General features: G+C 36.2%; 21 protein-coding genes and 3 pseudogenes. 6 read left to right on the top strand and 18 right to left on the bottom strand.

The window, feature by feature from the left end; all coding sequences use genetic code 11:
* Positions 1-67 precede the first annotated feature (67 nt).
* The 3 genes and pseudogenes from dnaK to grpE (ACLKMH_RS08185) all read right to left on the bottom strand — a co-directional run bounded on the left by dnaK (position 68) and on the right by grpE (ACLKMH_RS08185) (position 2849).
* Positions 68-1984: pseudogene (gene dnaK, locus ACLKMH_RS08195) on the bottom strand (molecular chaperone DnaK).
* Between the two features lie 252 nt (positions 1985-2236).
* On the bottom strand, positions 2237-2359 hold the full coding sequence (gene grpE, locus ACLKMH_RS08190; RefSeq protein ID WP_413702290.1) for a nucleotide exchange factor GrpE: 123 nt from the start codon (positions 2357-2359) through the stop codon (positions 2237-2239).
* 10 nt (positions 2360-2369) lie between these two features.
* Complete coding sequence (gene grpE / locus ACLKMH_RS08185) at positions 2370-2849, bottom strand: nucleotide exchange factor GrpE (protein WP_413701564.1); 480 nt, start codon at positions 2847-2849, stop codon at positions 2370-2372.
* A 225-nt stretch (positions 2850-3074) separates the two neighbouring features.
* Here grpE (ACLKMH_RS08185) and nadK point away from each other — a divergent pair.
* Together nadK and nadD are read left to right on the top strand one after the other, a co-directional pair.
* Positions 3075-3975, top strand: a pseudogene (nadK, locus tag ACLKMH_RS08180) (NAD(+) kinase).
* 110 nt (positions 3976-4085) lie between these two features.
* Positions 4086-4730, top strand: a complete 645-nt coding sequence (gene nadD, locus ACLKMH_RS08175) for a nicotinate-nucleotide adenylyltransferase (protein ID WP_413701563.1) — start codon at positions 4086-4088, stop codon at positions 4728-4730.
* A gap of 64 nt (positions 4731-4794) precedes the next feature.
* Here the strand turns inward: nadD and ACLKMH_RS08170 are convergent, their stop codons facing one another.
* Both ACLKMH_RS08170 and ACLKMH_RS08165 read right to left on the bottom strand, forming a co-directional pair.
* Positions 4795-5772, bottom strand: a complete 978-nt coding sequence (locus ACLKMH_RS08170; protein ID WP_413702289.1) for a lipid A deacylase LpxR family protein — start codon at positions 5770-5772, stop codon at positions 4795-4797.
* Positions 5773-6053: 281 nt separating this feature from the next.
* Positions 6054-6731, bottom strand: coding sequence for a flagellar brake domain-containing protein (locus tag ACLKMH_RS08165; protein ID WP_413701562.1), 678 nt, complete (start codon positions 6729-6731; stop codon positions 6054-6056).
* A gap of 167 nt (positions 6732-6898) precedes the next feature.
* On the opposite strand from ACLKMH_RS08165, the gene ACLKMH_RS08160 reads away from it, so the two are divergent.
* Entirely contained in the window at positions 6899-8029 is a 1131-nt protein-coding gene (locus ACLKMH_RS08160; RefSeq protein ID WP_413701561.1) for a DUF3369 domain-containing protein, read from the top strand.
* Entirely contained in the window at positions 8008-8436 is a 429-nt protein-coding gene (locus ACLKMH_RS08155; RefSeq protein WP_413701560.1) for an HD-GYP domain-containing protein, read from the top strand. Before ACLKMH_RS08160 ends, ACLKMH_RS08155 begins: the two co-directional genes overlap by 22 nt.
* Here ACLKMH_RS08155 and ACLKMH_RS08150 read toward each other — a convergent pair.
* The gene (locus ACLKMH_RS08150) at positions 8405-9343 is read right to left on the bottom strand and encodes a TIGR01212 family radical SAM protein (protein ID WP_413701559.1); all 939 of its coding nucleotides are present in this window, start codon (positions 9341-9343) and stop codon (positions 8405-8407) included. The genes ACLKMH_RS08155 and ACLKMH_RS08150 overlap by 32 nt on opposite strands.
* A gap of 173 nt (positions 9344-9516) precedes the next feature.
* Between ACLKMH_RS08150 and ACLKMH_RS08145 the strand changes: the two genes are divergently transcribed.
* Positions 9517-10095, top strand: coding sequence for a thymidine kinase (locus ACLKMH_RS08145; protein WP_413702288.1), 579 nt, complete (start codon positions 9517-9519; stop codon positions 10093-10095).
* A gap of 75 nt (positions 10096-10170) precedes the next feature.
* Here the strand turns inward: ACLKMH_RS08145 and ACLKMH_RS08140 are convergent, their stop codons facing one another.
* The 7 genes from ACLKMH_RS08140 to ACLKMH_RS08110 are packed head-to-tail and all read right to left on the bottom strand — an operon-like array spanning position 10171 to position 13325.
* On the bottom strand, positions 10171-10848 hold the full coding sequence (locus ACLKMH_RS08140; protein ID WP_413701558.1) for an ABC transporter permease: 678 nt from the start codon (positions 10846-10848) through the stop codon (positions 10171-10173).
* A gap of 2 nt (positions 10849-10850) precedes the next feature.
* On the bottom strand, positions 10851-11090 hold the full coding sequence (locus ACLKMH_RS08135) for a hypothetical protein (protein WP_413701557.1): 240 nt from the start codon (positions 11088-11090) through the stop codon (positions 10851-10853).
* The gene (locus ACLKMH_RS08130) at positions 11087-11590 is read right to left on the bottom strand and encodes an ABC transporter permease subunit (RefSeq protein ID WP_413701556.1); all 504 of its coding nucleotides are present in this window, start codon (positions 11588-11590) and stop codon (positions 11087-11089) included. Before ACLKMH_RS08130 ends, ACLKMH_RS08135 begins: the two co-directional genes overlap by 4 nt.
* 27 nt (positions 11591-11617) lie before the next feature.
* Positions 11618-11743: a hypothetical protein gene (locus ACLKMH_RS08125; protein WP_413701555.1), complete on the bottom strand. Its 126-nt coding sequence runs from the start codon at positions 11741-11743 to the stop codon at positions 11618-11620.
* A gap of 15 nt (positions 11744-11758) precedes the next feature.
* Complete coding sequence (locus ACLKMH_RS08120) at positions 11759-11935, bottom strand: transporter substrate-binding domain-containing protein (RefSeq protein ID WP_413702287.1); 177 nt, start codon at positions 11933-11935, stop codon at positions 11759-11761.
* A gap of 40 nt (positions 11936-11975) precedes the next feature.
* Positions 11976-12527: a transporter substrate-binding domain-containing protein gene (locus tag ACLKMH_RS08115; protein ID WP_413701554.1), complete on the bottom strand. Its 552-nt coding sequence runs from the start codon at positions 12525-12527 to the stop codon at positions 11976-11978.
* A 30-nt stretch (positions 12528-12557) separates the two neighbouring features.
* A complete protein-coding gene (locus tag ACLKMH_RS08110) occupies positions 12558-13325 on the bottom strand; it encodes an ABC transporter ATP-binding protein (RefSeq protein WP_413701553.1) in 768 nt (255 codons plus the stop codon).
* A 276-nt stretch (positions 13326-13601) separates the two neighbouring features.
* Here ACLKMH_RS08110 and ACLKMH_RS08105 point away from each other — a divergent pair, with 276 nt between their 5' ends.
* A complete protein-coding gene (locus ACLKMH_RS08105) occupies positions 13602-14168 on the top strand; it encodes an acetate uptake transporter (protein WP_413701552.1) in 567 nt (188 codons plus the stop codon).
* Positions 14169-14438: 270 nt separating this feature from the next.
* Here ACLKMH_RS08105 and ACLKMH_RS08100 read toward each other — a convergent pair whose 3' ends face one another.
* The 5 genes and pseudogenes from ACLKMH_RS08100 to ACLKMH_RS08080 form a co-directional block, all read right to left on the bottom strand.
* Complete coding sequence (locus tag ACLKMH_RS08100; protein ID WP_413702286.1) at positions 14439-14795, bottom strand: putative nucleotidyltransferase substrate binding domain-containing protein; 357 nt, start codon at positions 14793-14795, stop codon at positions 14439-14441.
* Positions 14796-14824: 29 nt separating this feature from the next.
* On the bottom strand, positions 14825-15529 hold the full coding sequence (locus ACLKMH_RS08095; protein ID WP_413701551.1) for a DUF294 nucleotidyltransferase-like domain-containing protein: 705 nt from the start codon (positions 15527-15529) through the stop codon (positions 14825-14827).
* Positions 15522-16775 (bottom strand): cache domain-containing protein, encoded by a 1254-nt coding sequence (locus ACLKMH_RS08090; protein WP_413701550.1) that lies wholly within the window; start codon positions 16773-16775, stop codon positions 15522-15524. Before ACLKMH_RS08090 ends, ACLKMH_RS08095 begins: the two co-directional genes overlap by 8 nt.
* Positions 16768-16893, bottom strand: coding sequence for a hypothetical protein (locus tag ACLKMH_RS08085; protein WP_413701549.1), 126 nt, complete (start codon positions 16891-16893; stop codon positions 16768-16770). Before ACLKMH_RS08085 ends, ACLKMH_RS08090 begins: the two co-directional genes overlap by 8 nt.
* A gap of 331 nt (positions 16894-17224) precedes the next feature.
* Positions 17225-18679 (bottom strand): annotated as a pseudogene (locus ACLKMH_RS08080) (DUF3360 family protein).
* Between the last annotated feature and the right edge of the window lie 37 nt (positions 18680-18716).

Genomic DNA, 18716 nt, shown 5'->3' with positions numbered 1-18716 from the left:
AGAGAACTCCATAACCCGCGTCATTCATTAAATAATGTACTTACCTATCATAAGAAAGACGAGTTAATTATTTTTTATCTTCGTTTACTTCTTCAAACTCAGCATCAACGATATCATCGTCTTGCTTTGCTTTTGCTTCTGGTTGCTCAGCACCTGCTTCACCTGCTTGTGCTTTTTGTTGAGCAATTTCACCTAGCTTTTGAGAAGCTTCTGCAAGTGCAGTTGTTTTAGCTTCAATTTCAGCTTTATCTTCACCTTTAGTTGCAACTTCAAGTTCAGAGATAGCGACTTCAATTTTCTCTTTCTCGTCAGCTGGTAGCGCATCGCCCGCTTCTTCGATTTGCTTCTTCGTTGCATGGATCATCGCGTCAGCTTGGTTACGTGCACTAACTACTTCTTCAAATGCTTTATCCGCTTCAGCATTTGCTTCAGCATCTTGTACCATTTGTTCAATCTCTTCATCACTTAGACCAGAGCTTGATTTGATAGTAATTTTTTGCTCTTGGTTAGTATCTTTATCTTTTGCAGATACATGTAAGATACCATCCGCATCCATATCGAAAGTAACTTCGATTTGTGGTGTACCACGTGATGCTGACACGAATACCTTCTAGGTTAAATTGACCTAAAGATTTATTGTCGCTCGCACGTTTACGCTCACCTTGTAAAATATGAATCGTTACTGCACTTTGGTTGTCTTCAGCCGTTGAGAAAGTCTGAGACTGTTTAGTCGGGATAGTTGTGTTTTTCTCGATAACCTTAGTCATCACACTACCCATAGTTTCGATACCCATTGATAATGGTGTTACGTCTAATAATAGTACGTCAGTTTTATCACCAGAAAGTACCGCACCTTGAATTGCGGCACCCATTGCTACCGCTTCATCAGGGTTAACATCTTTACGTGCTTCTTTACCAAAGAACTCTGCAACCACACGTTGTACAAGTGGCATACGTGTTTGACCACCAACTAAGATAACATCGTTGATATCACCAACACTTAGGTCAGCATCTTTTAGTGCAATACGTAATGGATCAATCGTTGCTTTAACCATATCTTCAACAAGTGACTCTAATTTTGAACGTGTAATTTTAACATTCAAATGTTTAGGGCCAGATGCATCAGCAGTGATGTAAGGCAAGTTAATTTCTGTTTGTTGAGAAGATGACAACTCAATTTTTGCTTTCTCAGCGACTTCTTTAACACGTTGCATTGCTAAAGGATCGTTTGTTAAATCAAAGTTTTGTTCTTTTTGGAACTGTTCAACAATATATTTGATTAGACGGTTATCAAAATCTTCACCACCTAAGTGCGTATCACCATTTGTTGCTAATACTTCAAATGTTTTTTCGCCATCAACTTCATCAATTTCAATGATTGAGATATCGAAAGTACCACCACCTAAGTCGTATACAGCTACTGTGCTATCACCTTTTGCATTGTTAACACCGTAAGCAAATGCGGTGACTGTTGGCTCATTGATGATACGTTTAACATCAAGACCTGCGATGCGACCAGCATCTTTAGTTGCTTGACGTTGTGAATCGTTAAAGTATGCAGGTACTGTAATAACCGCGCCAGATACTTTCTCACCAAGGTAGTCTTCTGCAGTTTTTTTCATTTTCTTTAATACTTCAGCAGAAATTTGCGGTGGTGCCATTTTTTCACCATGCGCTTCTACCCATGCATCACCGTTATCTGCTTTGATAATTTGGTAAGGCATGATTTTAAGGTCACGCTGTACTTCTTCATCTTCGAAACGACGACCAATTAAACGTTTAATAGCAAAAGAGTATTCTTTGGGTTAGTCACAGACTGACGTTTAGCTGGTTGACCTACTAATGTTTCACCATCCGTATATGCAATGATTGAAGGAGTAGTACGCTCACCTTCTGCATTCTCAATAATTTTAGCTACATCACCATCCAATACAGAAACACATGAATTAGTTGTACCTAAATCTATACCGATAATTTTACCCATTTTTACTTCTCCATACTTGTTATGTTGTTTTTTATTAACGACCGATTTAAAGATATTTTTAAATGCTTTGTCGCTTTGATATTTAATATATGAGGGGATAATTTTGAGTTTCAAGGGGAATATTTAAAATATTATATTTATTTTTAAATTAAAAAAGGTACTCATCGAGTACCTTTTCTTGCATTTTGTCACAGCTAATTGTAAGTATTGCGAATTAAGTCATTTTGACAATCACTAACAACAATAATCAAACTATGCAGAAGCAACCATTACCATCGCAGGACGAATGATTTGCCCGTTATATTCATAACCTTTTTGCATCACAACTAATACTTCATTAGCTTCTTTACCTTCAACCTGTTGTTGGCTTACAATTTGATGCTTTTCAGGATTTGCCTAGTTCGCCAAGCGGATTTAATTGCACAATGCCAACTTTTGCAAAGGAATCGATCATCGATTTCAAAGTCAATTCAACGCCTTCAGCCATTTTAGCTAAGTCTTCATTATCTTTATCAATATGGCTGATTGCCATCTCTAAAGAATCAGCAACAGGAAGAAGCGCTTCAGTAAAACGCTTTAAGGTACGCTTAACTTTGCTTTCTGCATCAATGCCTGCTTTACGAATTTCGTTTTGAGCATGTGCTGTTGCACGAACAACTAAATCTTTTTGTACAGCGATCTCTTCTTCAGCGAGAGCCAGTTTTTTGCCCAATTCTTCAATCATATTTACTTCTTCATTAACTTGCTCTTCAGCAACTTCAGGCTCTAACACTTCAGGCTCAACAACGGTTTCTGGTGATACTTTTTCTTCACCTAATACTGTTTCGATTGCTTCTTCAACACTTACTTTCTGTTCTTCGCTCATTTTTTCATCCTAACTGAGTACAAATTAAATGTTATACCCGTTACCAATCAAGGTGCTGAACTTTGCATTTTGAATGGTAACGGTTATATATAGGGCTATTATGGGGATTCAAACAAGAGTTTCAAGTGTGTTGATTAAATCATTTAAACAACTCACAGGTAATTTTGCACCTTATAGGATAACGAGTATACTAAAATCAATTCTATACTTTTTAACAAGGTTATTATGAGTGCTCCACAAGCAGACTTTAACGAATTTAAAACCATTGGTTTAATTGCCAAAACACAACATGCCGGTGCACAACAAACCTTACAATCTTTATATGATTTTTTGTTGCAAAAAGGGTTAACGGTGATCGTTGATCAACGCGTGGTGCGTGACCTTTCAAATAAAAATATCAGAAGTAGCAATTTAGTAGGTATCGGTAAACGCTGTGATTTGGCGATTGTGATTGGTGGTGATGGTTATATGCTAGGTCTTTGCACGAGTACTTTCACGCTTTGACATCGCAGTTATTGGTGTAAATCGAGGAAATCTAGGTTTTTTAACAGATCTTGACCCAGATAATTTTGAAGAACCGCTCTGCGAAGTATTAGCTGGCAAATACCTCGTCGAAAAACGCTTTCTAATCGAAGCTCAAGTTCATAGCCACGGTCACCTTAAAAGTAGCAACACTGCGGTTAATGAAGCCGTATTACATCCCGACAAAATAGCTCATATGATAGAGTTTGAAGTTTATGTTGATGATAACTTTATGCTAAATCAGCGTGCTGATGGTTTAATTATTTCAACTCCCACAGGCTCAACAGCTTATTCGCTTTCTGGAGGCGGGCCAATTTTAACCCCTAATTTAGATGCCATCAGTTTGTTGCCTATGTTTCCACATACCTTAAATAGTCGCCCAATTGTACTTGATGCCAATAGTGTTGTGCGCTTAAAAATGTCCGAAAATAATCGTAGTGAAATGCAAATAAGTTGCGATAGCCATGTTAATTTATCGGTACTGCCTGGTGATGAAGTGATTCTGCGAAAAACAGACCACAAACTAAAATTGGTACACCCTAGAAATTATAATTACTTTCATGTTTTACAGAACAAGTTAGGCTGGGGTAATAAGTTATTTTGATGACTGCCAACATCCCCAATGAGTACCTATTTACCCATGTTTTCCTCATGCTTAATAGACAAAATTCATTTCAACAATAACGCCCTCCCGGTTTTAAAGGAATATACATAGTGAAAGCAAAAGCGATTGGTTTTTTAGGTGGCAGTTTCGATCCTATACATAATGGCCACCTTTTTTCTGCCATCGAAGTTGCACAAAGTTTGCAATTAACAGATTTATTTTTAATGCCTAATCATATTGCGCCACATAAAGCAGGCAGTCATTGTAATGCACAACAGCGAAGTAAGATGGTCGAACTTGCGGTTCAGGGCATTGCTAATTTAAAAATTGATAAACGTGAATTAAATCGGGACACAGCAAGCTATACGATAGAAACCTTAAAGGAAATTAGAGCTGAATACCCTCAAACACCAATTTGTTTTGTGATGGGAATGGATTCTTTAATACACTTTGACAGTTGGTTTCAGTGGCAGGATATTCTTAATTATTGTCACCTTGTTATTTGTTCAAGACCAGGTTGGAAAGGAGAGTTTAATGACACCATTAATATGTTACTAAAACAGCATCAAAGCACTTCTATTGAACCATTACATGAATTGTATGCGGGTAAAATTTATTTCCAAGATACTACGCAATTCAATATATCCTCTACGCAAATAAGGCAAGCTATCAGTAATGGCAATCATCAACACCTTAATGAGTTATTACCACCTCTTGTTTATGCCTACATTAAACAACATCAACTTTATAAATAACCTCAGTTCAGGATAAGCAAAACCATACAGTACCGTTATTTACGCGTCTTTCTGCTTTAAATAATCAAAAATGATAAGCGATAGAAATCGATCCAAAACGTGATGGTTCAGCCTGTCCTTCATATTCATCGGTAATATATAAGGCTGTATATATAATAGAGAAATCATAGATATTCGCCATGAACCCAGCCGATATAGCAAGCTGTTGATGGTTTAGATTAACACTGTGGCTTTCATGAAAAGTATTACCATTAATAAAAATATCATTAGCAACGATATTGGCAGAAAGGTTTGCAAACACATACCAACCATAGGGGCTATAATTTAATCGATTAAATTTTTGCACAGGGAAAACGCTGGCGGAGCCAAAGTTTTTATCAAGCTGTTGACCAAATCTAAAACCAACTCCCGCGCCCAAGTCACTACGTAGATTTCCAACACCACCGTCAACACCCACTAACCAATCAAATTGACTATTAAAAAATCGATTCTCAAATTCTGTATTATAAAGGCGCCATGTTCTTCTCGTTTGCAGACGAAATACAAGTTCATTATCAATTTGATTATCCCAGCCCGCAGGCTGATTAGCGTCATTTATCGAGTGCACTACTGATTGGGTAAATTCCCCTCCGGCCATTTCACCTACCACGCCTAAAATTAAACTAGCTTCATCACTTAAGCTTTCATCAAAAGTTAATAGCTTCACTTGCCAGGCTAATAGCCCCACATATGGCGCATCTTCCTCAACCAATTCTTCTTTGGAAATATCAATTGAGGTTTGAAATAGTTGGCCAAAACCATAACTGATAGCATGTTGCTTATTTTCTGACGATGTAAGGTGAGTATGTTTGGCTAAGGTTGCAATCCAATCGGGTAAGTGTTGCTCATCAAGCGTATCAACTTGATTGTATCCCCAAGTGAAAAATAGACCGTTAGTGTATAACCCATCATCCTTAAAAAAGACATCATTTTCAAAGGTTGTACTGGCAAAGGCACCTGGACTATCCATCTGTTTAGCTTCAACGGCTAAACAGAAAAACATTATAAAAAAACTGGAAAAATAAATTTTCAAATACTTCATTATTCCTCTCTACCTTTATTATTTTAATTATCGGTTTTAACTAACGACGAATATGATGTGTTATTAACGACTTTTAGAGGGTAAAATAAAGGACTTATTATTGCCTTTATAACTGGCAAACTAGGAGTCAACACCTTCATTGTTAGTGAGTTTTGATTGAAACAAAGAGACCTTGCAAATTCTTGCTAAAGGCCACTACCTAAGTTTACTGAATTATTTACTTTATCTGGTAATGGATATGATTATGAATTAGCTAAAGAATTACTTAATAATGCCCCTATAAATTTTTTAGCTTTACCTATTTCCTCTTCAATAACAAACCCTTGTTTTACTAAGGAGCCTGAGTGAACAACAGACTTCGTATTCTTAATAACAATTGGAACGGACTTTTCATCACCGTCAACTGACACTTGTAATGTATATTTTTTATCTTTTGTTGCAGATTTAATTGGTTCTCCAATGAAGGCTCCGCCTTGAATAGAAAGATCACTTAAATGGCCACTAGAACATGTGCTTTTGGTATTAGGATCTATTAAGCTCGCATCAATATGGACCGGTAAACGTCGATGCTCACGCAAAGCAAGCTGTTGTACTTCCTTTGGGTAATCAATTAATAACCAGCGCCCAGCAACGCTCATCAATTTTTGAATATGAGATTGAAAAGCAATTAGATTGGCCTCTGGATGATCAGTACTCATCAATCGCACGATCACTTTTTGCCCCTCTCTAATATATTGCTTTGCCGCTAACCATTCATTGTTATTACCCATTGCAACAATTACCGACATATTTGGGTCAACACCTATTAATCGTGTTTTTAATCGTATTGCTTGTGTTGGGGTGACGACCTGCAAATGTACCTCAGTTTCACAACTAATTTTATTGAGGTATGCATATTTATCATCTTCATGATCCGGCACAAAAAGTCCTTTTTATTATTTTTCTTAAAGTATAGATATAAAATCATCAATAATGACAATAAACCTAAAATATGTGAGCAATATATTATGATTAATGCTGAACCGACATGCAAATACTCTATTCTGTGCCAAACTATTAAAACACAAACAAAATAGGATTGGACAATATGTCTCAATTTTTATTTCACGATGACGATGAAATGATAGATACTAAAAATCAAGATGGTACACAATCAGATAATGTCTGGCATATATTAATAGTTGATGATGAGCCAGCGGTTCACGATGTAACGCGTTTAATTTTTAACAATATGAGCATTTTAGGCAAAAAACTGGTTTTGCATTCAGCCTATTCAGCCCAACAAGCCAAACAACTATTACAATCTGAAATCGAATTCTGCATGGGATTTATTGATGTTGTTATGGAAAGTGATCACGCTGGATTAGATTTAATCAATTGGATCAGGGAAGAACTGAATAATACAAGTATTCGTCTTATTCTTCGTACTGGTCAAGCGGGTAGTGCACCAGAAGAACATGTTATTAGCCAATACGATATTCATGATTATAAAACCAAAACCGAACTTACTCAGCGAAAATTAACCACTTGTGTGTATTCTGCGATTCGTAGTTACAGAGATATCAATACCATCTCAAATAGCCTAGAGGCCTTTAAAAAACTGATCGCGTCTTCCACCAGCATTTTAAAAGTCGATAAAATTTCAGAGTTTGCATCGGCGACCCTCACTAATCTACTTTCTTTAATGGGATTAAACAGCTCCTCTGTTTATATCGTTCGCCAAGAAACAGATATATTTGACAATATCGGGGAAACTTATCTTGCTTATAGTGGCAAGTTTGGTGAAGTACCTGAGCGTATTGAAAATATGACTCATGAAATAAAAGAAAAAATAGAAAATACTTTTTTGGCTAAGCAAGGAGAGTTTACTGACCAATATTTTATCAGTTATTACAAAACATCAAACGACGCCTGCTCAGTCCTATACATTGAATTTGATACTCCACCCACGGGCTTTCAAAGCAACCTAGCGGAAATATTTTCAACCAATGTTGCCCTAGTATTAGAAAGTTTAATAAGACAACAACAATCTGAAAATAACCAACGTGAGTTTATGTATATTCTTGGCGATGCTATTGAAGCACGAAGTAAGGAAACTGGCGCCCACGTAAAACGCACTGCATTATTGTGTCACCTGATTGCCCAAAAATTACAGATGCCAGAATCCTTTATAGAAGCCATAAAAACAGCGACCCCTTGCATGATGTCGGAAAAATAACCATTCCTGAAAGTATTCTTCATAAACCAGGTAAATTAAATGCGCAGGAGTGGGAAGCAATGAAACAACATGCCGAAGCGGGTGCATCAATGCTATCAAAATCATCATTACCAATTGCTAAATTAGGTGAAACCCTGGCTCATTATCACCATGAAAACTGGGATGGAAGTGGTTATCCTGATGGGTTAAAGGGCGAAAAAATTCCGATTGAAGCAAGAATAATGGCTATTGTTGATGTAATTGATGCACTTGGTTCAAAAAGAAGTTACAAGGAGCCATGGAGCTCAGAAAAAATACTAGAAACAATTAAATTAGAACGAGGCATAAAGTTTCAACCTTTACTAGTTGACTTGGTTGAAGAAAATTTTGAGGAAATCATGGCGATACGTGAGCAATTTCCAGATTAGGTTGTAACATGTAGCCCTGCCCACCAGACTCAGACATTAATTGACAAAGTCTATTTTGCACAGGCCAGCGCTTTTCACACCATAACGGCGCGATTAATTCAGTTAATTTAGCCGTTGCTGAAATTCGATGATACACAATATTAGTAGGTGTTTGCTGAATCAATTTCAGTGCAGATTGACTATATTTCTCCAGTGATAAAACTGGTAATCGATTTGCTTGCCATGCTTTTTCCATTAAAGCTCCACGTACTACATGTAAAGGATGAAGTTTTAAACCATCCACACCAACCTCTAGTACTTGTTTAAGTGTTTGTTGGTAATCACTATCTGATTCCCGAGGAAGTCCGAGAATTAAATGGGTACAAACCTTAATGCCTCTAGCACGAGCTTTACGAGCAACACTTTCATATTGAGAAAAAGTATGTCCGCGATTAATATGCTTCAAGGTTTTATCATTTGCACTTTGTAAACCTAATTCAAGCCAAACCTCGTAACCACGCATTAAATAACTACTTAGCAGATTTAATACCTCATCGGAAACACAATCAGGGCGAGTGCCCACACAAATACCAATAATATTAGATTCTGCAACAGCTTGCTCATAGAGTGATGATAATAAAGCTATTTCTGCATAGGTGCTGGTATATGCTTGAAAATAAGCCAAATATTTACTAGCACGACGTTCAACTTCGTTACGGCGTAATGTTAACTGCTCTGCTATCGATAACTTAGATTGTGACTCATCACTAAAAGCGACGACATTACAGAATGTACAACCTCCCTTACCTATGGTTCCATCACGATTGGGGCAACTAAAGTCTCCATGTAAAGTCAATTTATGCACTCGTTCACCATAACGATTTTTTAAGTCTTTACCAATGGTATTTACAAAGTCAGTTAGTTGCATTAATTCTGTTCTCAGAGGTTATTCAAGAGACATATTTTGCATGAAAAATGCAGGGAGTTGCCGTTGTCAGATCAAACATTATTGTACTGAAGTTTATTTTCACAATAAATAAAACCACCCAAGAGGCAATGAATGATAAAATTACTTCTTTTTTCTTATTCTGGATGCACGTTTTGGCACAACTCTATTTTTATTACTCTGCAATGAATGCGGGTAAATCAACGTCTCTTTTACAGAGTTCTTACAACTATCAAGAACGTGGTATGAATACCTTCGTTTTGACTGCCGCTATTGACGACCGAGCAGGTTATGGGAAAGTTGCCTCCCGAATTGGCATCGAATGTGATGCTTATGCCTTTACTGTACAGGATGATTTGAGCCAGATTATTGAAAAACAGCATCAACAAACAGCACAACATTGTATTCTAATTGATGAAGCCCAATTTTTAACTAAAGAGCAAGTTAAACAATTAACCTATGTGGTTGATTGCTTAGAAATTCCTGTGTTGTGTTATGGCATAAAAACAGATTTTCAAGGAGAATTATTTCCAGGGAGTCAGTATTTATTAGCCTGGGCAGATAAACTGATTGAACTGAAAACCATTTGTCACTGTGGCCGTAAAGCGAATATGGTGTTGCGTTTAGACTCGAATGGGCAACCTGTCAAAGAAGGTAAACAAGTTGAAATTGGCGGTAACGATAGCTATGAATCCGTTTGCCGCAAACATTTTCGCCCTTATTTTTGGGATTAATATAATAAGAATTTGGGATTAATGAAAATGAAGCGTTTCATCATAAGAAACGCTTATTTGAAGTAATATGAAAGTTTATTGCTCAATTTTGTAACGCTTTTCCCACTGTTTAAAAGCAAAAATAGCACTAAAAGTAAGACACATATACAGGGCACCTGCCATAAAATAAGCTTCAAATGGTGCATAATAACGCGCATTTACCACCCTAGCGACACCTGTAATATCGATAATTGTTACAACCCCAGCAATGGCACTACCATGGATCATAAAAATAACTTCATTACTATAAGCAGGTAAACCACGGCGTAAAGAATTTGGCAAAGTAATACGTCGTAACGTCTGCCATTTACTCATTCCGTAAGCTTTTGCCGCTTCAAGTTCACCCTTTGGCATTGTTGAAATAACACCTCGAACAATCTCAGCAGTATAAGCGCCAGTATTTAATGTAAAGGCTAATAAAGCACAGAACCAAGCTTCTTGAAAATATGTCCACATCCAACTTTCACGTAACCACTCAAACTGTCTTGCGCCATAATAAATAATAAACAGCTGTACAAGTAATGGTGAACCACGGAAAAAGTACATAAATGCCCAAATAGGAAATTGAATAATTTTATTTTCACTGGTACGTAAAATTCCCATTGGGATAGCAAGAGCAAGCCCAAAAATTAAAGCTAAGGTAACCAACCAGGTCGTAGTCCATAATCCTTCAAGGTAGAATGGGTATTCATTAATGATAATTGAAAAGTCCATCTTTACCTCGTTTGAAGGGAATATTTAACTTCAAGGCGTTTTAACAAAGCACTTGAAATCGCAGTGAAGAACAAAAATACAAAGGCAACAGTCAAATAAAAGGTAAAAGGTTGCTGTGTTGATCCCGAAGCATCTCCTGCAATCTTAACCATATCCTGTAAACCAATAATTGAAACTAATGCTGTAGTTTTTAATAAAACTAACCAATTATTACCAATACCAGGCAAAGCATGGCGCATCATTTGTGGAAAAGTAATACGAAAAAAATCTTTTTCTTACTCATGCCATAGGCCGTTGCGGCTTCAATTTGTCCTTTTTCAACCGAGAGAATCGCCCCTCGAAAGGTCTCTGCCATGTAAGCACCAAAAATAAAACCAATAGTGACAATACCAGCAAAATAAGGGCTTATGTCGATATAATCAGGCAAGTAAGAATACCATTCATGATTAGCATCAGAACTGGTAAAAAACTCATTTATTTTTTCATTGATGCTATAACTCAAATTGTTAATGAGTATCTGGCCACCAAAAAAGATGAGTAACATTAAAATCAAATCGGGGATACCACGAATGATAGTCGTGTAGAGTGTTGCGATTAAACGTAATAGTCGAAAGTGCGATATTTTAGCAAGCGCACCTAGTAAACCTAATGTGATAGCGAGAACTAATGAAAGCAGAGCAACTTGAACCGTTAACCACGCACCTTCTAATAGAACCGTCTGATAATTTAATAATTCTTGCATAGGAAGTCTTTATTATAAAGTAAGTGCTCAGGGAAAAACCATTTTTACTGAGTTAATAGAAGGTGCATTTAAATCACTTAAATAAACACCTTTAGCATTAAAAAGGTTAATGGCAACAACTGAGCAATCACCAAAAAAAGGATGGTTACCCATCCTTCCATACAGAGATTAACCTCCGTATACATCAAAACTGAAGTATTTATCTTGGATAGTTTTGTAAGTACCGTTACTACGGATTTCTTTAATTGCGACATTGAACTGTTCTGCTAAATCTGTATTTTGTTTACGGATTGCAATACCAGCACCTTCACCGAACCATTTAGGGTTAGTAAGTTTAGGGCCAATAAAATCAAACTTATCTCCACCTTCTTTAGCTAGTAGGCCATCAGTAATTGCGTGCAGAGTCAGCGATTACGTAATCAAGACGACCTGCTTTTAAATCTAAATATGCTTCATCAAAAGTACCGTAGCGTTTAATTTGTGCATCAGGAAAGTTATCAGAAACATACAAATCCATAGAAGTTGCACGTTGCGTACCTACTCTTTTACCTTTCATAAATTCATTTGTTGCTTCGAATTCAGCTCCTTTTAAAGCAACAAAACGAGCTGGAATATGTTGGTATTTATCTGTAAACGCAACTTTCTTTTTACGTTCTTCAGTAATATCCATTGTCGCGATGATCGCATCAAATTTACGCGCCATTAAAGCAGGAATAATACCGTCCCAATCCTGTTTAACAAGCGTACATTTTGCGCCCATTTCATCACATAATGCATTTGCGATATCAATGTCGAAACCCGTCACACTGCCATCAGCTTCTGTTTTACTGAAAGGAGGGTAAGCACCTTCTACACCAATACGGATGGTTTTCCATTCTTTAGCGACTACATTAAATGATAATATAAACACAGCGATAAATAGACTAATTTTTTTCATTGTAATTCCTTATTTTAGTTAGATTTAGAGTTAATATACCGAAGAAATAAATTGTTTAAAACGTTCAGATGATGGATTTTCAAAAATAATGTCTGGTTTGCCCTCTTCTTCTACTAACCCTTGATGTAAAAACAGCACTTTATTTGAGACATCACGCGCGAAGGCCATCTCATGAGTCACCACTAACATGGTTCTACCTTCTTCAGCCAAACCACGCATAACACTCAAAACTTCACCTACTAATTCCGGATCTAGTGCAGAGGTAGGTTCGTCAAATAACATTACTTCGGGTTCAACAGCTAAAGCACGAGCAATTGCGACACGTTGCTGTTGGCCTCCCGATAATTGCCCAGGATAATAATTTTTGCGTTCGTATAAACCGACACGTTGTAAAATAGCTTCCGCTTTTACAATCGCTTCTTTTTTAGGTTCGCCAAGTACATGCACTGGCGCTTCAATAACATTCTCTAGAACGGTCATATGCGACCATAAATTGAAACTTTGAAACACCATTGCTAGGCGACTACGAATACGCTCAACTTGTTTTATAGAAGCAGGAACAGAGCCTAATTGCTTATGTTGTTTCATTTCTATCAATTCACCATTTACACGGATGTCGCCAGATGTAGGTGTTTCTAATAAATTAACACAACGTAATAAGGTACTTTTACCCGAACCAGAAGAGCCAAGTATTGAAATAACATCACCTTTTTGGGCTTCTAAATCAATTCCTTTTAGTACTTCATTATCAGCAAAGGATTTATGTAAGTTTTTAATGGATAAGGTGGCTTGGTTCATTTACTAGTTTCATTTTTATTATGGGAATATTAACCGCATTGTAACTGATTTTAATACGCTAAATAAGCGAAATTATTATAAAGCTTTATTTCCAACTAATAACCTTATAAAAAACATGTGAAAAAGTTATTTTTACAAACCTTCCAACTCACAAATTTTGATCAAAAACAAATAAAAAGGTGACGAACAACAAAGTTTACAAAAATACTTTACATAACGATTTTCCATGCTATTGTCCGCGCATCTTATTTACTAATCATACAAAAGGTAATAATCGTGCCACAAACTGCAAACTTAGCAAATCCAGCTCCACTTGGCCTAATGGGCTTTGGTATGACAACTGTTTTACTTAACATTCATAACGCAGGCTTTTTCCCAATCAGTGCAATGATTCTAGCAATGGGCTTATGCTATGGTGGTATTGCACAGGTCATCGCTGGTATTTTAGAATTTAAAAAAGGTAACACATTTGGTTTAACAGCATTTACCTCATACGGTTTTTTCTGGATCAGTCTTGTTGCTTTAATTGTAATGCCTAAACTTGGCTTAGCAGAGGCTACACCTCATGCTTTCATGGCATGGTACTTAATCATGTGGGGTATTTTTACAGGCTTTATGTTTGTAGGTACATTATGTGGTAATCGTGTTTTACAATTTATCTTCGGAAGCTTAACTATATTATTCTTCTTACTTGCTATCCGTGATTTTACTGGTTCTGAGTTAATTGGAACAATTGCAGGGTTTGAAGGTATTATCTGTGGACTAAGTGCGATTTACCTTGGTATGGCTGAAGTGATTAATGAGCAATATGGTCGCACGGTTTTACCAATTGGTGCAAAATAAAAGCGATTAACAACAAATCAAAAATTAAGCCGAGTTAATGCTCGGCTTTTTTGTGTCTGATATTATTCTAGAAGATAATTAACACCATTTCCGTTAATTTAATAATCAAATATTGCCTAGGAAAAGAAGATAGTTTAAGGCGAAGCTTGCTTAGGTGTAAATACAAGCATTTAGCAACTTTAATCCTTGTTACCTTTACAAAACTTGCAGAGCGAAAATAGCCTTTTTTAACCAGTAATATGGATCATTTATTTAGTGAAATTGGTATAACTATTCAGACATTTTAAAGGACTTTCCTAATTCATCCTGAAGCTTCGATATTTGCTGTATAATTTTTTCTAGGGTTACTTTATCAATAGTGGTTAAATCTCTGACTCTGACCGTATTCTTCGCCTGATCATTATCAAGAATTAATTTTACCTGCCACTTAATACGTAAATGCATCAAAAAGTTATACATCTCTTCAACTTCTTCGCCAGTTGATTCTGAAATTAAGCCATAACCCATTAATTGTTCCAAACGTAATAAACTATTTGTCTCTGGGATTGAGTGTTTAAGGGCCTTAACTCTAAGGTAACCAACAATTGGTATTAAAAAGTTTTTAATATTAACCTGTTTCTTTTCTATTTGTGGTTTTGTTTGTATGACTGTTTTAGCTAACTGTTTAAAAAGAAAGCATTCCCCTTAAGAGTCTCAGCAACATGGCTTTGTAGTTTCTCAACAAGGAATTCACTGCCATAAATAAATCGAAGGTCAAAGAAGATAGAACTATCCAATGCATTTTTAATATCAGCGAGATTAATCCACTCAGTAAAATAATTCTTCCATACCGTTAATGAATTACACCACTCAGGGTTTCCAGCCATCAAATCGCCTTTGCACCTTTCATAACCAATAATATGTAAGTTTTCATTCACAATCTCAGCAAATGCTAAGAAATAGGCTTTATTTTCTTCCTTAGAATCATCAAAAATAATCGCATTATCTTGATCTGTTTTTAACGTTTGCTCTTCTCTCCCCTCACTTCCCATAGCAATAAAGGCAAAATCACAGGGAGGAGTTCCTACTTCCTGTAACGCTAACTCAATAACTCTAATATTGATCGCATCAGCAATCGAAGTGATAATCCGTGAAACACTGTTTATGTTATCTGTACTAGTAAAAATAGCTTGTACTAATATCGGTATATTATTAAATATACGCTTAATATCATCGATAAGTGTGCATTCACTTATTTCTTTGATTAGATAAGTTAACGAGTTACGTTGCATTTCCATACATTGTTTATTGCTAATACAACCAATAACTTGACCAATATTATTTTCAACAAGTAGATGTGATATCGCTTTTTGTTTAAACAATAATACCGCCTCGAGACAGCAGTGCATTTTGGTTTATTTTTTTCACTGGAGATGTCATCACAGAGGCAACTGTTTTTTCTAAACTTACACCCTTTGCTATTACTCGAGTTACCAAATCCCCTTCACTTAGGACCCCAATAACCTCTTCACTTTCCTTAACACATACTAGTTTCCGACGGTTTGTTGTCATTACCTTGGTCGCATGTTCAATACTATCTGTTAGGTTACAAAACACATTTTTATTAACTAAATTATAAACAGGCTGGTTCATTAATTGTAAAGACATCTCAACATCATTAGACAACTTTTTAGCATCTAACCTTAAGCGTTTATTTTCAGTTATATTTTTAACAACAACAATATATCCAACGAGTCCTTCGTTCTTAACCTGTGTAATTGAAACAACAACATTTTCTCCGCCGGGTTTAGCATTTAATAATTTGTTTTCAAATGAAAATGTTTTTTTAGGATCATCTATTTTTGTCAGTAAGTCATGCCAACTAATGGTAAACAATTCTGAAAAATCAACTCCAAGGACAGATTCACTTTCTTCTTTTAAAAAACTATTAAATTTAGTATTTGCAAAAACAATTTTGCCATCGCTGACCATCAAGGCTCCTTCCGATGAAACATCAACTAAGCTTTTATATCTTTCAATTGATAATCGTAAGTTATCCTCCGCGACTTTTCTTTTTTCTTCTATTACTGCTGTTTGTTTTAATACATAAAAAAGAATAATTGTAATAAGCAAAAGGATAAGGAATGAGGTGAGCCATAATCGTTTTTTAAATTGAGTTATTTCCCGTTCTACGTCTTCAAGATAAATACCCGTTCCAAGGATCCAGTTCCATTCAGAAAATCCTTTTACATAGGAGAGTTTAGGTACAATTTTTGAAGTATCATCTTTCCATTGCCAATAGTATTCAGTAATACCTGCGCCTTTTTCTTGTACCAAACGTACCGCATCCAAAAATAGTTTATTTTCGTGATTATCCTGGTAACCAGACAAATCACTGCCAATTAAATCAGGCCTGTAGGGATGCATAATCATTTCAGGGGCAGAAGAAATAATCCAAAAATAGTCCTTTTGCTCCTCACCATATCTCATTTTTCCGATATGTTCTGCGGCCCGCTGTTTAGCCTCGTCTAATGAAATGAGACCATTGCTGAAATCATCATTATATTCTGAGGCAACACTCCAAGCGACATTGGTTAACTCAACAATGATTTCTTTTTTTCTATCCATCATCGTCGCGTTCAAACATTGGGATCATCACTGCATAAAAGGCAACTACAAACATGATAATGACCAAAACTGTAGGGGCAACGATACTATATTTGAATTTATTATTTTGTTTTAGCATGTTTTAATTTTTATCCTAAGTAGGTGCATAATCAAAGTAAAAGCATTTATGAGAAGAAACAAGATAGGAATAATACAAATTCTTAATCGCCTAAGACTCAAGTGACTTAGTTAAACCCTGCTCCTATTGGATTAAAGGTATGAGAGTTGTTTTATACCAATCCTAATAATTAGCTTCTCGCATTTATAAAATTTTTACAAGCAAAGGAATAATATAAATTTAGTTTGTTTCTTATAAATCAATATATAAAAGAAAATTTATCAAGGTAGGTTTATCAAAAAACTGCATATTTCAAAAATATGCAGTTTTGATATTTATTATTTTAAATTTTTTAAAGTATTGCAGGTATTCCTGGTAGTTGGCCGACAAGAGCAAGAGAAACAATACATACGATAAATGCTCCCCCTGGGATAAGAAGCTTATCTTTTAAGGATAGCTCTTTTGCTCGTTCAGCGTCACCAATTAATCCTAAGTTATCAAGAAGCATTGTAATAGCCCAACCAAAAACAGGATTAACAAAAGCACAGGAGAAAATACAGATACCAGCACTTAATGAATCTTTATGCTTATGAATCATCTGCATTCCAGCTTCAAGAAGCGGTAAAAATACACCAACAATAAGAGCAACACGTAAAACAGGCTCCCACATAGCAAGATCCATTGGGTAACCAATCACGCCCGCTAATATACATGAAACACCGGTCAATATAGCACCACCAGGAATTGGACGTTTAGCAATAGCGACAGGGATCATGTATGTTCCCCATGAAGAAGCTAAGTTACCACCACCAAGTAAAGTACCTATTCCCTGACGAATAGAGGCAACAACCATAGTATCATCAACATCCATTAGTACGCCTTTTGCTTCTTTAGGGTAATTAAGTTCTTGGAAAACACGATGCCCTAAATAATCAGGAGACCACATTGCAACAGCAAGAATAGCAAAGGGAGTAACCGCAATAAAATGGCTAAGTTCAGGCCAACCTAATTGCCATCCTGTTGTTTCACCCACCAATATAAAGGGCTAAAATGTGGCAGACCAGGTTCAGTTGTAAATGCAAATTCAGCGCCCATTACAAAGGCAACAACCCCAGCAATCACAGAACAAAGCGGAATTGCTAACCAACGTTTTTGGATTTTTGCAAGATATGCATAAATAAGAACAGTAATACCAATAACTGCGAATGAAATATAACCCTGGTCAGTCGAGGCGACCCACTGTTCTGTTTTAGATATTTGGCCAATCAAACCAACAGCACCAAGATAGATTAATAGTCCTCCTCGTACACCAACTCCGGTCAAGGTCACCAGTTTTGATCCACCCTTGGTATAAGCTAAAACAAGTCCAAAGACACAGACCATAATACCAAGTGCTAGTGGATGTCCGCCAGCAGCGAGCAATTAAAGGGATTAAGGGGATCATTGGCCCATGTGTTCCAGCCAAGTTAGCATTGGGGTTTAATATTGCAGAAAATAGGATAACAAATAAGAATCCTGCAATTAAAAGCTCATAACGTACATTTTCAGCAACAAATTCCGGTGAAAGACCAAATTCAACAGCAAATACTGCAACCATTGCTGTTACCATTACAATTTTACCAATTGTAGTCGCTAATGCAGGCACCCAATCTTCTATCTCAATATTATAATCTTTAAAGGGTAAATGAACGCCCCACTTTCTAAAGTTCATAATTTTAAGTTCATGATTGAGATATTCATCTCTACTTTCAAATTCAGAAGCTTTTTTACGCTTCTGTTGATAGTTTTCTCTATTATTTTCAGACATAACTTATTTCCATGTTAGTTAAACAGAGCTACGCAAC

This window comes from Psychromonas sp. KJ10-10 (assembly GCF_047323245.1).
GTDB lineage: Bacteria > Pseudomonadota > Gammaproteobacteria > Enterobacterales > Psychromonadaceae > Psychromonas.
This window is presented reverse-complemented; position numbering and strand designations above follow the sequence as displayed.

Coding starts and splice junctions, on each gene's coding strand:
- ACLKMH_RS08130 (WP_413701556.1), bottom strand. CDS start 11,590: ATGCAAGAATTATTAAATTATCAGACGGTTCTATTAGAAGGTGCGTGG.
- ACLKMH_RS08135 (WP_413701557.1), bottom strand. CDS start 11,090: ATGATGCGCCATGCTTTGCCTGGTATTGGTAATAATTGGTTAGTTTTA.
- ACLKMH_RS08150 (WP_413701559.1), bottom strand. CDS start 9,343: ATGCAACTAACTGACTTTGTAAATACCATTGGTAAAGACTTAAAAAAT.
- ACLKMH_RS08160 (WP_413701561.1), top strand. CDS start 6,899: ATGTCTCAATTTTTATTTCACGATGACGATGAAATGATAGATACTAAA.
- ACLKMH_RS08170 (WP_413702289.1), bottom strand. CDS start 5,772: ATGTTTTTCTGTTTAGCCGTTGAAGCTAAACAGATGGATAGTCCAGGT.
- ACLKMH_RS08090 (WP_413701550.1), bottom strand. CDS start 16,775: ATGGATAGAAAAAAAGAAATCATTGTTGAGTTAACCAATGTCGCTTGG.
- ACLKMH_RS08110 (WP_413701553.1), bottom strand. CDS start 13,325: ATGAACCAAGCCACCTTATCCATTAAAAACTTACATAAATCCTTTGCT.
- ACLKMH_RS08125 (WP_413701555.1), bottom strand. CDS start 11,743: ATGGGTAACCATCCTTTTTTTGGTGATTGCTCAGTTGTTGCCATTAAC.
- ACLKMH_RS08115 (WP_413701554.1), bottom strand. CDS start 12,527: ATGAAAAAAATTAGTCTATTTATCGCTGTGTTTATATTATCATTTAAT.
- grpE (WP_413701564.1), bottom strand. CDS start 2,849: ATGAGCGAAGAACAGAAAGTAAGTGTTGAAGAAGCAATCGAAACAGTA.
- ACLKMH_RS08085 (WP_413701549.1), bottom strand. CDS start 16,893: ATGCTAAAACAAAATAATAAATTCAAATATAGTATCGTTGCCCCTACA.
- ACLKMH_RS08140 (WP_413701558.1), bottom strand. CDS start 10,848: ATGGACTTTTCAATTATCATTAATGAATACCCATTCTACCTTGAAGGA.